The organism is Paenibacillus sp. FSL L8-0435, assembly GCF_037965655.1.
Taxonomy (GTDB): Bacteria; Bacillota; Bacilli; order Paenibacillales; family Paenibacillaceae; genus Paenibacillus.
The window spans coordinates 3,403,790-3,419,182 of the sequence record NZ_CP150185.1 but is presented as its reverse complement, the minus strand read 5'-3'; the positions used below and the strand labels follow the sequence as shown (position 1 = coordinate 3,419,182).

At 43.2% G+C, this 15,393-nt stretch carries 11 protein-coding genes; 2 read left to right on the top strand and 9 right to left on the bottom strand.

Annotated elements, in window-relative coordinates:
• Positions 1-68 precede the first annotated feature (68 nt).
• From NST33_RS14880 to NST33_RS14865, 4 genes are all read right to left on the bottom strand, one after another.
• Complete coding sequence (locus NST33_RS14880) at positions 69-1,040, bottom strand: hypothetical protein (protein WP_221821129.1); 972 nt, start codon at positions 1,038-1,040, stop codon at positions 69-71.
• Positions 1,040-1,531 carry a sigma-70 family RNA polymerase sigma factor gene (locus NST33_RS14875; RefSeq protein ID WP_036615805.1) on the bottom strand — a complete coding sequence of 164 codons (492 nt, stop codon included), beginning with the start codon at positions 1,529-1,531 and terminating at the stop codon, positions 1,040-1,042. The genes NST33_RS14880 and NST33_RS14875 overlap by 1 nt, the downstream gene beginning before the upstream one ends.
• Positions 1,532-1,701: 170 nt before the next feature.
• Complete coding sequence (locus tag NST33_RS14870) at positions 1,702-3,282, bottom strand: histidine-type phosphatase (RefSeq protein ID WP_221821128.1); 1,581 nt, start codon at positions 3,280-3,282, stop codon at positions 1,702-1,704.
• A 242-nt stretch (positions 3,283-3,524) separates the two neighbouring features.
• Positions 3,525-3,947: a DUF3237 domain-containing protein gene (locus tag NST33_RS14865; protein ID WP_221821127.1), complete on the bottom strand. Its 423-nt coding sequence runs from the start codon at positions 3,945-3,947 to the stop codon at positions 3,525-3,527.
• Positions 3,948-4,097: 150 nt separating this feature from the next.
• Between NST33_RS14865 and NST33_RS14860 the strand changes: the two genes are divergently transcribed.
• On the top strand, positions 4,098-5,300 hold the full coding sequence (locus tag NST33_RS14860) for an MFS transporter (protein WP_076210787.1): 1,203 nt from the start codon (positions 4,098-4,100) through the stop codon (positions 5,298-5,300).
• Positions 5,293-5,937, top strand: a complete 645-nt coding sequence (locus tag NST33_RS14855) for a TetR/AcrR family transcriptional regulator (RefSeq protein WP_076210789.1) — start codon at positions 5,293-5,295, stop codon at positions 5,935-5,937. The genes NST33_RS14860 and NST33_RS14855 overlap by 8 nt, the downstream gene beginning before the upstream one ends.
• Before the next feature lie 173 nt (positions 5,938-6,110).
• Here NST33_RS14855 and NST33_RS14850 read toward each other — a convergent pair whose 3' ends face one another.
• The 5 genes from NST33_RS14850 to NST33_RS14830 all read right to left on the bottom strand — a co-directional run bounded on the left by NST33_RS14850 (position 6,111) and on the right by NST33_RS14830 (position 15,310).
• Positions 6,111-6,668: a PTS glucose transporter subunit IIA gene (locus NST33_RS14850; protein ID WP_076210790.1), complete on the bottom strand. Its 558-nt coding sequence runs from the start codon at positions 6,666-6,668 to the stop codon at positions 6,111-6,113.
• Positions 6,669-6,932: 264 nt separating this feature from the next.
• Positions 6,933-9,344 (bottom strand): helix-turn-helix domain-containing protein, encoded by a 2,412-nt coding sequence (locus NST33_RS14845; protein ID WP_076210792.1) that lies wholly within the window; start codon positions 9,342-9,344, stop codon positions 6,933-6,935.
• A gap of 426 nt (positions 9,345-9,770) precedes the next feature.
• Positions 9,771-11,186 (bottom strand): family 1 glycosylhydrolase, encoded by a 1,416-nt coding sequence (locus tag NST33_RS14840; protein ID WP_218639188.1) that lies wholly within the window; start codon positions 11,184-11,186, stop codon positions 9,771-9,773.
• 22 nt (positions 11,187-11,208) lie between these two features.
• Positions 11,209-12,675: a PTS transporter subunit EIIC gene (locus NST33_RS14835; RefSeq protein WP_339308505.1), complete on the bottom strand. Its 1,467-nt coding sequence runs from the start codon at positions 12,673-12,675 to the stop codon at positions 11,209-11,211.
• Between the two features lie 373 nt (positions 12,676-13,048).
• Complete coding sequence (locus NST33_RS14830) at positions 13,049-15,310, bottom strand: glycoside hydrolase family 3 N-terminal domain-containing protein (RefSeq protein WP_339308503.1); 2,262 nt, start codon at positions 15,308-15,310, stop codon at positions 13,049-13,051.
• Between the last annotated feature and the right edge of the window lie 83 nt (positions 15,311-15,393).

Genomic DNA, 15,393 nt, shown 5'->3' with positions numbered 1-15,393 from the left:
AAAGAGCGAACAAAGCACTTGCGTGCCATGTTCGCTCTTCTTCATGAATCCATATTACTGTCTTCGCGTTACTCACCCAAGCTGTTCCAGAATGATTGAAATGTGCCTTTCTCCACTTCCAGGAATGCCGGAACATTACCGTAACGAACCAGACCTTCACCGAATAGAACCAGTGGGACCTGCGTTTTATCTTCCAATGTGAGATAGATGATCTTGCGATCTTCCTTGCCGTAGAGGTTCTCTTCCAATTCCGGGCTCGTTGCGATTGGTTTGGCAGCAGATAACGCCGAGATAAAGCTGTCCAGTGCTTCATCCGCTGCTAACGGTTGAAGCTGCTGCAATCCGTTATTCCAGCTGTCAAACGTTTCCCATTGCGCAGAAGTGATGTTGCCTTCGAGATGTAGCTTGCCGATCAGATCGGCACCAGTACCAATGGTGATCCCGTTGTTCTTGTCAAATAGTTGAGCATACACCTGACCATCGATCTCGGTGTAAGACATGATGCGGAAGTCCTTATCGTAGCCATTGACCGCATAGATGTCAGCTTCGCCAATGTTGGAAGCAAGTTCCGAGTATTTATCCTGGCCGCTCAGCTCATCAATGCCGCCAGTGGTGGTCCCCAGTTTATCCCCCCGCAGGTTGAGTGCATTGGCGCCTTCAAGCAATGTTGGGGACTGTGTATAGACGTTTCCTCCATACACGACCAATTGCACCATATCAGCCATCGCGCCTTTGACCTGTGAATCCGGCAACTCCATCTTCGGAATCACGATCGGATCGAACGACGTGCCTGGAGTCACCGCTGCCACCTGTGGTGTTGGTGCGGCTGGTCCATTGAATTGTTGCCATACACTTGGCGCAGCCAAGCCAATACTGGCAGCGATAACGACACTTGCTGCAATGTATAATGGTTTACGTTGACGTTTTGGTCCCTGATGTTGCGTGTTTAAGGATTGCTCTACCCGTTTCTTCATTTGTTCGTTTGCTTTCATATTATCCACCGCTTTCTTATAGTTTTGTTTGAATTGTTCTTCGTTCATTACAGTTCCTCTCCTTCCAGCTCCAGTTTTAACAGCTGTCTGCCTCGTTTTAATCTCATTTTCACTGCTGATTCGCTAATCTCCAGGATCTCGCTGATTTCTCGGATCGGATAATCTTCGTAATAATACAGATGAACCACCGATCTATACTTGACGGGCAGTGACAGCACAAGTTCGATCAGCGCGTGATCTTCAGGGTTGTCTGTTGTAAGGGGATCGACTCCCTCCAGCTTAACCTCCCGTTTACGCCAGCCTCTGCCTAATAAGGATTTGCAATGATTGGTGATGACCCGAATCAACCATGCTTTCTGATGCTCCGCATCGTTGAATGTAGGTGCTTTTTCTATTAGTTTGATGAAGGTATCCTGAGTGGCTTCCTCCGCGTCTTCTCGTCTGCCGAGGTGCACCATGGCAATCCGGAACAGCGTATCCGCGTATGTCTCATAGACTTTCATCACATGATCGCCCAGCTGGGGCACTGATCGCTGCATGGTTGTATGCCCTCCTTTATACCTCTAACACTCTTACGGACGGCATTTGGTCACATTTTGTTTTAGGATTTTTTTGCGTTCATTCTTTTCGTTCCAAATAAAAAAAGAAAGCAGCCCCGTTTAGGAGTTGCTTTCTTCATGTTCATCCACATTTGATATGGGTTCACCAACTAGAATTCTTTCTGTAAAAGCTCGATATTGTCTTCCAAACTGCTGTCCAAGCTTACGCCTACCTTCTGCAGTTTGTTTTCGTAATATGTCTTCACATCTTCCCATTTATAGTACGGATAGGTCTTTGTTTCAATCGGGAAGGCAATCTCTCCTTCATTTCTAAGCATTTTTACGAGAATATCCTTACCATTGGAATACAGAATCCATTGGATATTTGCCCCCATCGGTGAGATAACCGAGCCATTCCAGTTTTGGGTCACGTCCTGCGGTTTATCAATGCTCACATTAGCTCCGGCGATATCCAGGAATGAAGATAATGGAATGATGGTTTCTGCGTGAGCAAAACGAAATATACCAGCCGTGTCTTTCTGCTGAATGGACTGTTCGGTAGACACGATCAACTCTTTGACCAGAGGTGCAATGATATTCTGCGGCAGATCCGTTGACGTTAAAGATGGACCTTTTTCATAGAAATCATTGATATTGTCAATGCTCTCGTACCATTTCAACTGATTAGCCGTGAAATACCGCCCGAATTCGAAGTCACCTTCTCCTTTAATATTCGAAGATATGATGTAGAGTTCGTATAAATTAGAAGCAGCCTCGGTTGGGTTGCTGAGCTTCACTTTTCCCTTCTCATCTTTCAGTTCAAACTCTCCAGCGTTCAGCCGTTGATAAAAGTCTTCAGAGAAAAATTGCAAAAGGACCTCTTTTGCATACCGCGTTCCAGTCCTCTGTGTGACATAATCCTCGTATAATTTAACCCAGTCTCCATCTTCTAAGTACTCGTTATACTTCGTAGCCAGGTCGTAGGGCCGTAGATAGGGGTCTTTCCCTTCTTCAAAGGCTGAAGCCAGGATGTCTACCTTGTTATCTCCCAAGCTTTCCTCTAACCCGTCAATAAACTGATCTCTGCTCTGGGGCGTTCGATCTTTGAAGGTGGCCTGAGCAATTACTTTTTTATCTGATGTAAATAGTTCTCTGAAATTCTGCCCGACTCTGGTTCCTATTCCTTTCAGTTCTTCTCCACCCGTAGTGGATAACAATCCATAGTGGTCTTTTTCAACCTTCATCAGATTGCCAATTTCCTTCTTCAGCTCTTTGCCCAGATTAGTGATCTGCCCATCCTTCTCAGCGATGTCAAGCAGTTCAAAGAGCGTCTTGTCGTACTTGGAACTGGATAGATGTCTGGAACCGTGTCTCCCTATGTAGTTAATAAATACGGGTTCATATCCATTAGGAGCTTTTGTATAACTTGTTGCCTTAAAAGGATATGGCGTTTTGGTGCCGCGGTATCCCTGCTGATCGTTCATTTTTGCTCCAACAAATACCGATTGGGTGTTGTTATCCCAGTCTACCTCTTGCCCCAGGGCCTCTCCAACAGCTCTTGCCGGTACATAAGTAACTCCATTGTAGAGAAACGACTCTCCTTCCACCCTTTGTCCGTTCACGACCACATTAGCCGATTGTTCAGACACTTCGATCATGCGTTTGGAGCCTGCACCATATACGTCAAACACACTTACAGACGTTAACATGGCGAGTGATGCTACTGAAATCCCGATTTTTTTGATCATCATATTGAATCGTTTTCTCCCTTGATATGCTCGTATTAGTTTTATTTTCGCTCATCATACTATAGGTGAGAAGTGTCTGCGCAGTATCCATCCTATGTTAATTGATTGTAAAAGAATACATATAAAAATTGACGTAAAGTCTCATACGACAAAAAGAGCCGCTTTATTTAGCGACTCTGACTTTTCGTTATAAAAAGCTATCTTCTCTGCCATACAATAAACAAATAATTGCTATTTATCCCGCATTACAGCGGTTTTCTATATATTTTTATATCTATCCCTGACTCCGTCGGATGACCTTCTCCAACAAGTGTCTCACGATTCAAGAAGGATAAGGCTTTGCTGTCTGTAATCATCTTGGGGGAAGTACGAAATAAAGCAGTTTTCAGCGTTTTATCGATGATTCCGTTATTTTCGATATAAATTTTGCATGTATGCCCTGTGTAGTCCTTGCCTTGGAGCATGTATCTTGCCGATAGAGTATGCGGACCACCATTCTTCCCGATGATCTGCGTATCCACTCCTCCACCCAGCACGATTCCTTCAAAGTACTTTCCGGTTACGCTGCCTGTAAAAGTAATCATGACAACCGAATCATCTTCGCTATTCTGCAAATCAAATGATTCTTCGATGTTCACATGTACCGTAAACAATTCCTCTAATTTCACGTGTTCCCACCTCCATATGAATCCAATTATAACTCTACTCATCAGACTGCTTCATTAAAAAAAAGATTTACATATTTCCTTCAAATCATTTAAAATGGTTTACACGATGTAAAGGTTAACAAGTTGTAAACGAAGGGGTTAATGACGTACATGAGTACATTACCAAAATCAGTTCGCTTTCCACTGTTCATTCTGATGTTAAATCTGTTTATCGCTTTATTGGGGCAAGGCATGATCATCCCCATATTGCCAGAGTATTTGAAGCTTTTTCATGCGGGAGGCACAGTAGCAGGATTTTTAGTTGCCGCCTTTGGTGCGGCTCAATTCTTCTTTTCACCTCTCGGGGGACAACTGTCTGATCGATTTGGACGCAAAAAGTTGATCATCGCAGGTATGTTTCTGTCTGTCATCTCAGATATCATATTTGCGCTGTCGACGTCATTACCGTTCCTCTATGTCGCACGCTTTATCGGTGGAATCAGTCTTGGTTTAATGGTTCCTGCCAACCTCGCATATGTCGCCGATATTACAACGCCAGAAACACGTGCAAAAGGCATGGGCTATTTCGGCGCAGCTATGAACTTGGGGATGGTTCTGGGACCTGGTCTGGGCGGTCTCATCGCCGAGATGGGCATTCGCATGCCCTATTTCTTCGCAGCGGGGCTGGGACTGATTGCGGCCCTAATGACGTTGCTATTGCCTGAGACACTTCCCCCGGAGAAAAGAACGGTCTCCATCCGTCTTCAAAAAGGAGATCACTTGGGCAAAAAAATCTGGAGTTCTTTTAAAGTCCCCTATTTCAAATATTTGATTGTATTGCTTGTCATGACCTTTGGCCTCATGAGTTATGAGACGGTATTCGCTCTTTTTGCAGAGCAAAAATATGGATTTGATGCTGCAACAATCTCCATCATTATTACCTTGGGCGCGATTATCGGTATCGTTGTTCAGATCTGGCTTTTGGATTGGTTCGTACAGAGAATCGGTGAAATTAAGTTGATCCGTCTCTCCTTGATAATCACACCTATAGCTTTATTGTTAATGTTAATTAAAGTCAACCTTGTGTTTCTGTTGTTCGCTTCTGCGTTATTCTTTGCCTTTAATTCGTTTTTGCGACCTTCGGTCAGCACGTTAATATCCAAGAATGCGGGAGATCGGCAAGGTTATGCATCCGGTCTGAACACCACATTTTCCAGTCTCGGAACGGTGATTGGGCCGCTGATCGCAGGACTATTGTTTGACAAAAACATAAACTTCCCGTATATTTTTGGTGCAATTATGCTGCTCGCTTCTCTCGGACTGACCTTGAACGCATTTCGTTCGAAGAAAGGACAATTGTATACAAGTGAATGAAAACTGGCATCAACAATTGGGAAATAAACATCGTGATGATTTGATTGCAGCAGGTAAGGAGCTTTTTTTGAAATATGGATTGCTCCAGGTGAAGATTAAGGATGTATGTACGAAAGCTGAACTTAGTAGAGTGACCTTTTATAAACATTTTCAGTCTATGGCTGAGCTTCTTCTAGCCATTCAGATGCAACTGATCGAACATTTAACAGATGAGATTAGTCGTACATCAACGAAGGACATGAACGGGCGAGAACAACTTAAGGTCATGTTGAATGTATGGGTTGTGTTTGCCCAGGATCATCCAGACTACATCCGGTTTATTCAATTATTTGATATCAACTATGAGATGTATGATTTTAGTCCTGAATTAAGAGAAAAGTATGATAAGTTCAACCAGCACGGGAAAGAAGACCATTTCCTCTTGCATGCTTTAACTACAGGCGTTGCTGACGGCAGTATCAAGAATCCGTCCCCCCCACTCGAGCTTGCTCAATTCATCTTCACAACGATGATGGGTATGCTACAGAGGATCGTTAAGATCGATCCGTCCAAATCCGATGAAATGGATACACGGATCAGGGAGCAGTTTGTGAAGATGCTGCTCCATTTTGTCTGTAGCGAGGAAATACATGAGTGACGGCATATCCAGAAAGTGCAAAAGACTGATTCCAGCAGATGGATCAGTCTTTTGCATCTTTTCTGCCTTCGGGTTGGTGCACTCAAGAGTAAACGAACTTATGTACATACCAAAAAAACCGCTATGACAGCGGCTTTATATGGGATATGCTATTGCACTCTATATTAGTAAATTTAAACTTCGGCATGTAGTTGCAGGATTTGTTCGCCGATAATTACTTTTTTATATTCGTTTTTTTCAATCTGAGAGTAGTTCGAACTATTCGTAATAATTATCGGTGTAGTTACTTCATACCCACTCTGCTTTATCATGTTTAAATCAAATTCAATAAGTAAATCTCCAGCTTTTATCTGTTGTCCTACATGAACCAGAACATTGAAATGCTCTCCTTTAAGCTTAACCGTATCTATCCCAACATGAATTAATATTTCTGCGCCATTCTTACTATTGATAAATAATGAATGTTTGGATTTAGGCGTATTCATAATAACACCATCTACTGGTGATAAAACCTTTCCTTCCATGGGTTCAATAGCGATTCCATCCCCCATAGCCCCCATAGCAAAAGCAGGATCTTTTACATCACTCAATGGAATTAATTGCCCGATCATAGGACTAAGCAGTATTTCGTCAGAAATAGATGGTTGAACTTCATCTGCAACAACTGTTGTACTTTGTTGCTCTTGTGGTTGTTTCTCAGTTCTAAATAATGCACTCATTTTCTTAAACAAAAGCCATTCCTCCTGTTTCACTTCGTACCCCATGTTAATAATTTAATAACTTATACTTGTAATCTCAACATGGGGTTTATCCGATTTTTTGGACTGAAGTAACCGATTACATATCATATTTTAGTTACTTTTTCATAACAAAGATTGCATTTTACCTACTAATTACTCCTACAATCTTGATGATGTTAATTTCTCTAAGACTTGATGGTTAATTTAGAGCAATTACTTATATACATACAACCTAATGATTAGAAAATATAGTTCTCAATACATTCGCTCCAACGTAATACAGAGTATCTGTTGAGGCTCAATCTTAATATCCATTTCCAGAGTTCCCCCACGAGCCTGGATATGTCTCAAGTAAGTTACCGGGGTACTCCGGACTTTTAAGTAATCTATAGTCTCCATGTCGAATGAATTCAGACTGGTCATCTTTAAAGCCTCATCTAACGCATTTCCATCGTTGAAGCTTATTTTTTTTACGACAGCTCTGTAGTTACGGCAGTCTGCAGGCAGGTTATATAGTTGTAATATCATATTTTTGGATGCAGGATTGTGAAAGATGAATTTGTTACTGTTCATATCGTATTTTTCGAACGAGCTAAAATATGATGGGTCTACCGGAGCGTATAAATAAGCCAAAATTGTAATATCCTCATCTTCGTTTTTGGTGATGAACAAGGATGAATCCCGAAAAAGCAATGTATTTCCAAGTTTGTTCAGGAATTCATAGGCATAAAAGCCGATTTTGGGAATGCCACTCACGGTTAGAAGTCCGGGACCACCACTAAACTCAATGGTTTCCTCCGCAATTTCATTTGGGTAAGCAAAATCTGACACCAACCAATATCCAATGCCTTTGTAGAGGTCAGTGAGACCCAGATGTTGGTGAAATATATATAATCCTTTGAATGCCATATCGTTCAACTGATCGCGACTCGATGACGTAATGTTGAATTCGGTGAGATAGAGGTCTGGTACGTTCAGATTATCCTCCAGATACGTAATCAGGCTTTGGGTCATCATCAATAAATAGTTTTCTTTGGTTGACTTGACGATTGCAGATTTACCGTTAGTGGTACTGTTCTTTTTGGAATACGGCAGTGCGGAAATTCCACAGAAGTCTGGTTCGATACCCTCATGCACAAGATGAGCCAGAAAGCCATGCTGATGAGTCTCCTTATTCTCTAACACAATGCCTCCGATCCCAACCTGTAAACCGGGTTCCACCTTTTTGAGTAATTTCCGTACTTCATCGTAGTACTTAACAAATTCTTCATCCAGGGATAAGTCATAACTGCGAAGTTTTCCCTTGAAACGTTCACAACCATGATTAATACCCGTCTCATAATGCCATGGGCTAGGTCTGACCACTTCGATTTTCCATTGGACCAACGCTGATTTTCCGTATTGATTAAGTAACAGACGGAACAATTCTTGAATTTCCTTTAGCCAGTTTTCCAAGGAGTATGTTCTATGGTTATGACCAACACTCGTAACGACTTCGGCAGCTTCGGGAGGATTAAGTACAATAAACGGCTTCCAGCCTCTGGCCACAAGCTTTCCGATCGCTTTTGCAACCAGTGCGTAATCAGGAGTATTTCCTTCTACGCGAAGCATGTTTCTGTTCAGGAGTCCACTTACTCTTGAGAATTCAAATATCTTGTACTTTTCAAATACAGCAAGTTGATCGTTCAACTCAGTCATCAGCAGTTTTGAAGCTTGTCCTACATTCAAGATTGCGGACGAGATCCTTATATCTTCGCTATTCTGAGCTTCTATTCGAATTTTACGCTTCTTCTCCTGATTCACATGCTGCAGAACGGCTTCTAATTCTTTTTGATCGCATTCCTCTGATTCAATATTCCGAATAACCGGATTAGGCGTCTTCGTTTTACGGAATGTGCTCGGACTTATGCCATGTTTCTTTTTGAAAAGTCTGTTGAAGGAATTGATATTCGTAAACCCCGCCTCGTATCCAATAGAGGTTACCGGATCGTTTGTCTCGAGCAGTTGTCTTTCCACGTTGCGCATTCGATGCCCCAGCAGATAGTCGCTTAACGATTGTCCAACGATTTCAGAGAATATTCGTGACAAATACTGTTCTGATACGAAGAACTTCTTGGCGATTTCCTTCAACTTGATATCTTTCTCGAAGTTGTTACCCAGGTAGAATTTAATCTCTTCAATTCGGCTGCGCATATTTTTATTACTGCGAATGGGAACTTCCTTATAATACTTTCTCTCCAGCAAGCTCAACATTGAGAAGTAGAGGTTAAATACCTCGACGTCAGACATGCTGTTTTTCTCCAAGTAAAATCCGGACAGTAGCTTATTGGCAAGATGACTCATCTCCTCGTCACTACCATTCCCGCCTTTTCTCGAATCGCCACGAAACTCGAACTGGTATCCGTTGTCTCCCTGATTCTTATCATAGTTATAATAGAGTGCGATATCGTAGGAAAGAGTCTGTGTTGACGTCAACTGAAAGGAGTCGGATCTCGGTAAAATATAAAACCCTGGCGACTCGACCTTGATCGATTCCTCTTCACTTTCAACTTCGATAGAGCCCTTCAACACATAAAGGATATGAACTTTCCCATCAAAATTATGGATGCTGCTTCCAGGGATGATTTGTTGAATCGCGATATTTTCCCACGGGTTTACAAGTTTCATAACAAGCCTCCAAAAAAGCCATAAACGCAAAAACATTTCGCGTTCATGGCTACCTTTAATTCTTCTTTAGATTCATTTAGTAATTATACGCACCATACTCAAGTGGTTGTTTGTTATCTAACTACCAAGATGCCATGTTTCTAACAATACGTCAATTTTTCAGCGTTTCCATACCTATGCCAGGCGAAAACCATTCATTAGAATTGCTACAACAGGTTTGCCGGCGGCTTTCATCTTGCAAATCTGATACAGGATACGAGACTTTCGTCTAGTCTTTCCGATACTTTTCCCCGTCTGGCATCTCCTGATACATTCATCTTAGATGCAAAATATCGTTTGTTTCTTTTCTTTGGATCAGAGACCATACATCAAAGAGGCCACTCGTTAGACGAGCCGACCTCATGAGATTTAGTTACAGAACCTTACTTACAAGTTTTCACCGTTTGACCTAACAACCTCTTGGTACCAGTCGAAAGATTTCTTTTTGAAGCGGTCACCCGTTCCTTGCCCTTTATCATCCAGATCGACATAGACCAAGCCATATCGCTTGCTCATTTCTCCGCTGCTGGCACTAACGATATCTATCGTCCCCCACGTGGTATAGCCTATGATATCGACTCCGTCGGACATGGCGTCTTGCATTGCCTTGATATGGGAACGGAAATAGGCAATACGGTAATCGTCTTCCAGATAGTTATTCTCGTCCGGAGTTTCTCTAACTGCGAAACCATTCTCGACAATAAAGAGCGGCTGGTCATATCGGTCATACAGCTCATTCAACGTGATTCTAAATCCTGTCGGATCGATCTGCCAGCCCCATTCGTTAGCCTCCAGATATGGGTTTTTCAATGTACCATTAATGTTGCCGCCAGTCTTCTCTTTGTCTTCTTTATCCGAGGATACGAGCCGCGTAGAATAGTAGCTCAACGCTACGAAATCACTGGTATATTTACGCAGAATGTCCATTTCTTCTTCAGTAGCTTTCAAATCGATCTCGTTTCTTCTAAAGTAACTCAGCATATAGTCGGAATATTTCCCTTTGGCTTGTACGTCTACTAGTGAGAACTCATTCTGATCCGCTTGATAAGCTGCCCAGACATCCTCTGGGTTACATGTGTAGGCATAGTTCTTACCTGCTCCGATCATGCATCCGATCTCAAAATCAGGATTGATCTCATGTCCAACCTTTGTAGCGAGTGCTCCAGATACAAGCTGATTGTGAGCGGCTTGGAATTTGGCTTCCAGAATGTTCTCTTCCTTATTAGGATCGATCAAACCACCAACTGCTGGAATACCCAGGACCATATTGATTTCATTGAATGTGATCCAATACTTGACGTGATTTTTATATCTTCGGAATACCGTTTCACAATAGGTGACGAAGTAATCAATGACCTTCTTGTTTTTCCAACCGCCTTTGTGAATCAGAGCAAGCGGAGTATCGAAGTGGTTTAATGTAACTACAGGAGTGATTCCATACTTCGCACATTCTGCGAATAATCGATCGTAGAAAGCCAACCCTTCTTCATTTGGCTCAGGATCGTCCCCGTTCGGGAAAATTCTAGCCCAGTTAATTGAAGTACGAAGAAAATTAATCCCCAGCTCCGCCAGCAACTTGATATCTTCCGGGTAACGATGATAGAAATCGATCGCGTTATGACTTGGATAGTAATCGTATTTTGTGTTCATCGCCTTTTCGATATTATAGATCGCATCCCAACGACCTTCGCTGATTGCGGGGAAAAGATCAGCTAGCGTGAGACCCTTTCCACCTTCGAGATAGCCGCCCTCACTCTGAGTCGCACACATCGCTGCACCCCATAAAAAATCTTTTTTCATCATGGTTTCTCTCTCCCTATTGAATCTATTTGTTTGAAATATTATCTTTTTTACCACGATACATCAGTAATGTAAGAGCAAAAGGTATAACGAATGACAGGATCATAACAACCAGTACAACGATAAACCCTACCTGTGTTCCAGTGTTTTGAGTATCAATAAATCCTGGCAGAGCGAAGATTCCACTCGGCGTTAGTTGCAAAAGTTTGGCTCCGAAATATCCAATGGCTCCCCCACCAATACCGGAAACAATACAAACCATCGTTAAAATCTTTCTCTCAGCAAGCAGGAAGCCATACAAGGCTGGTTCAATGACTCCCATAAGCCCCGAGTTAAATCCGGCGGAATAAGCAAGTCCTTTTTGCTTTTTGTTGGTATTTTTCATGCCCATAGCCACAATTGCACCAGCAATCGCAAACGAATGACCTGTAATCATTGGGAAGATGACATCATAACCGTTAGTGAAGAAGTTCGTCAGGGCGATCGGTACAATAGCACCATGCAAACCCACAGCAACCATTGGAATCCACAATCCACCTAAAAGCGCGCTAATTAATGTTGGACTCAAGCCGTACACACTGAGAATACTTTTAGCGATCATCTGGCTTAACAGCATGGCTAGTGGTCCAATTACAATCAATGTAACTGGAATAGAGATTAACAGAACCACCAGTGGAACTCCGAAGCTTGAGATAACCGAAGGTATATATTTTTTAGCTACATGCTCGACCTTGGAAGCAAAATACACGGCCAGAATTGCAGGAATAATTGTCGCTGAATAACTGGCTAACAAAACAGGGATTCCCGCAAATGTCGTATAAACGGGGGCTTCCAGTAGAGAGCCTGACATTAGTACGCTGATCGGGTCAGCCTTAAGCAATTCTGCCAGTGTTGGATAGAATAATGCTGCACCGATCGCCATACCCACCAGTTCGTTCATTTTGAAACGTTTAGCTGCGGAGAAGCCAACAAAGACTGGCATAAAGTAGAAGATTACGTCCGCGACGACATAGAGTACTTTGTAAGTTCCACTCGAATCCATAATCCATCCTAGTGACAGGAACAACGCCAAGAATCCTTTGACAATACCAGTTGCTGCCATAACTCCAATCAAAGGTCCCATAATGCTGATGACCGTCTCCAGCAGTTTACTGATCGGATTTTTCCTTTTTGCAGGTTTAACTTCATCTGATTGCTTTTCCTGCGGCGTGGATGTTACTTCTTCGTCGTCTCCGGAATCACTGTTAAATGAATAAAGACGCTGTATGTCATCAAAGACCTTTGATACTTGACTACCGATGACGACGTGATACTGACCAGTTGCCTCCAAGGCCTGAATCACCCCGTCTAGCTCCATCAATTTGTTTTTGTTTGCCTTGTCCGGGTCCTTCAAAACGAATCTTAACCGTGTTGCACAGTGCATCAAAGAAGTTACATTCTTCTCTCCACCAATGTTTTTCACGATTTGTTTGGACAGTTCTTTATAATCCATATCACTTCACCTCTAGTCGGTTATTAACCACAGCATTTTTTGAACGTTCGTTTTCAAATAAGCGGTTACATTCGTTATTTTATTGACTTCTGGTGTATATAGATTGCTTAAATCATACCTCCTATACGTACAATTATGATGAGAATATGTATTCGCTTTCAATTGCGGTTAAAATTGAGCAATCTTTTTTTAACATCAGGGGTGCAATACGTTCTAGTATGCCATCTGAGATCGGGTCAAGTTCTTCTACCTAAGAATAATGACCTGTAAATCAAAAAAAAAGCCGCTATAAAAGCGACTTTAAGGGAGTTTTTTCGAGACAACCCAGTTTCTCTTTTTCACTGGGTTACATTAATGTTCTATAAAGTATCATTTAATCCGTTAGTACCGGCAACTGTCCTCCAGCTTTCAGTTGACCAAGCAATACTTTGATCCCGGCAGACGTATTTGGCTCCTGCTTTCCATACACAGCAAGCCCTGAGCGCACGTTCTGTAAATAGATCATCTCGTAAGGGTTACCGAGTGAGAACAGCGTATATCGCTGATTACTCTTGTTCATCGCATTAATCAAGGTTTGATAATCACCCCAACCGAACTGGCTGGCCACATTGCGGAACTGGTAAGAAGCAAGAATGACATAATTGGCTTTGCCAATTGCTTGGAGCGTTTCATTCATGTTGCCTTGACCAACAAGTACAATTTCAGTTTTTAACGACAGATTATTAGCGGCCTGCAACAGTTGCTTCTCAAGCTGTTTCGCCTGTTCCTGCTCGGCTGCGACAATAACGACCCGGTCGCCTTGCTTCATTGGATCAGGAAGCACACCTTCGCGACTGCTGAGTACAGTGACCGCCCGCTCTGCGATTGTCTGCTCCACTGCTCGGTGCGCCTTCGATCCGATGATACCGTTAAGTTTAGTTAGCTTTTGCGCGAGAGTTTGACTGCGTTCAAATAAACCATATTTCGCTTTCATCTCCAAGATTCGTTTCACAGATGCATGTATGGTTTCATCCTTGATCGTTCCATTGTTCACCGCGTTCACCAGCGTTTGATGGGCCGCTGCTGAATCTTTTGGCATAAGGATGATATCAACACCTGCGGAAACGGCGCGTTCTACCGATTGATTCTCCCCAAAGTGCTCCGCAATTGCATTCATGGTAAAGGCATCCGACACGATGAGTCCTTTGTATTCCAACTCTCCTCGAAGAAGTCCTGTCAGTACCTTTTTCGATAAGGTGGCAGGAATCGGCACACGTTCACCGTCTTTGAGCGAAGTGACATGTTCGTTGTCTATGGCAGGGAAAGCAATATGCGCGGTCATAATCATCTCTACCCCATTTTTAATCGCAGCCCGAAACGGTTTTAGTTCTACCGCATCAAGCCGTTCTCGGTTATGGGCAAGCACAGGCATACCAAGATGGGAATCTACCGTTGTATCTCCATGTCCCGGAAAATGCTTAACTGCCGCCATCACCCCTGATTGCTGTAGCCCTTTTATCGTTGCCAGACCAAGCCTTGTCACCAAATCCGCATCCGAGCCAAACGAACGTATACCAATGATGGGGTTATCTGGATTACTGTTGATGTCCAGCACTGGCGCAAAATTGATCTGCAATCCTAATGCCTTCAGCTCCTCCCCTGTCAGCTGACCAGCTGCTTCGGCTAGCGTTGCATCTCCAGTTGCGCCAAGCGCCATCTGCCCGGGAAGGTTCGTGCCTCCTGGTATTCGCTTAATAACGCCTCCTTCTTGGTCGATGCTAAGAAATAGAGGAATGTCACCTACTTCTCTTTGGATATCATGTGTGAACGTTGTAAGCTGCGTCATGTCTACAATATTTTTGTCAAAAAGAATAAGTCCGCCCAAGTCCTGATCATGGATCGTGCGTTTCAGTCCTTCATTCACGGTCGTCGTCGCTTTACCATTCCATTGCCTAATGTCGGGCATAAGCATCTGACCAACTTGCTCGCTTACCGTCATATAGGATATCAGCTTATCCCAATCTTGTGTCCGAATGGCCGCTTCACGTTCGAAGCGAATTACTCTCGCCATAAATACGGCATATTCAGCACGCGTGACAGCTTGATTCGGACGGAAGGTGGCATCTGAATAACCGCCGACCAAGCCATTTGAACTCATAATAAGAATCGGTGCTGCAGCCCAATGCCTGTCCGTATCAGTCCATTTAGCAGGATTCTTACCTTCCGCTAGTGAATAAGCCCGTGTAAGGAAGGCCGCAGTCTCTGCGCGGCTAAGCGGTGCGTCCGGACGGAAGGTTCCGTTAGGAAAACCACTTGCAAGTCCATTTTTAGCAGCTATCATGATTTCTCGATGGAACGGGTGTGTAGTTGGCACATCCGAATAGGTTGTGCCTTCCACTGCTCTTTGAAGTTGATCTGGATAAAGCTCCCGCACCATAAAAGTGACAGCTTGTGCTCTTGTCACAAGTGCCTCTGGCTTGAAGATCCCATTGCCATATCCGGCTACTGTTCCCCGTTTCGCCATATACGTGATGCCATCCTCTGCCCACTTGGAATACTTTAGATCAACAAACGTTTCTTCCGCAGCTGCCGTTCCCACCCCTATAAGCATAGAGCCTACAACAGCACCAATAATCGTCTTCCATTTTACATGCATTTGTTTCACTCCTGTTGTATTCTATGGATGAATAGACGCTACTACGGTACAGTTTGTTGCGTTTTCATACTTCTATGAAATTA

Bases quoted from the DNA above. Each gene is read 5' to 3' on its own strand.
- NST33_RS14845 (WP_076210792.1), bottom strand. From the start codon at position 9,344: ATGAAACTTGTAAACCCGTGGGAAAATATCGCGATTCAACAAATCATC.
- NST33_RS14870 (WP_221821128.1), bottom strand. From the start codon at position 3,282: ATGATGATCAAAAAAATCGGGATTTCAGTAGCATCACTCGCCATGTTA.
- NST33_RS14880 (WP_221821129.1), bottom strand. From the start codon at position 1,040: ATGAACGAAGAACAATTCAAACAAAACTATAAGAAAGCGGTGGATAAT.
- NST33_RS14875 (WP_036615805.1), bottom strand. From the start codon at position 1,531: ATGCAGCGATCAGTGCCCCAGCTGGGCGATCATGTGATGAAAGTCTAT.
- NST33_RS14840 (WP_218639188.1), bottom strand. From the start codon at position 11,186: ATGATGAAAAAAGATTTTTTATGGGGTGCAGCGATGTGTGCGACTCAG.
- NST33_RS14835 (WP_339308505.1), bottom strand. From the start codon at position 12,675: ATGGATTATAAAGAACTGTCCAAACAAATCGTGAAAAACATTGGTGGA.
- NST33_RS14860 (WP_076210787.1), top strand. From the start codon at position 4,098: ATGAGTACATTACCAAAATCAGTTCGCTTTCCACTGTTCATTCTGATG.
- NST33_RS14830 (WP_339308503.1), bottom strand. From the start codon at position 15,310: ATGCATGTAAAATGGAAGACGATTATTGGTGCTGTTGTAGGCTCTATG.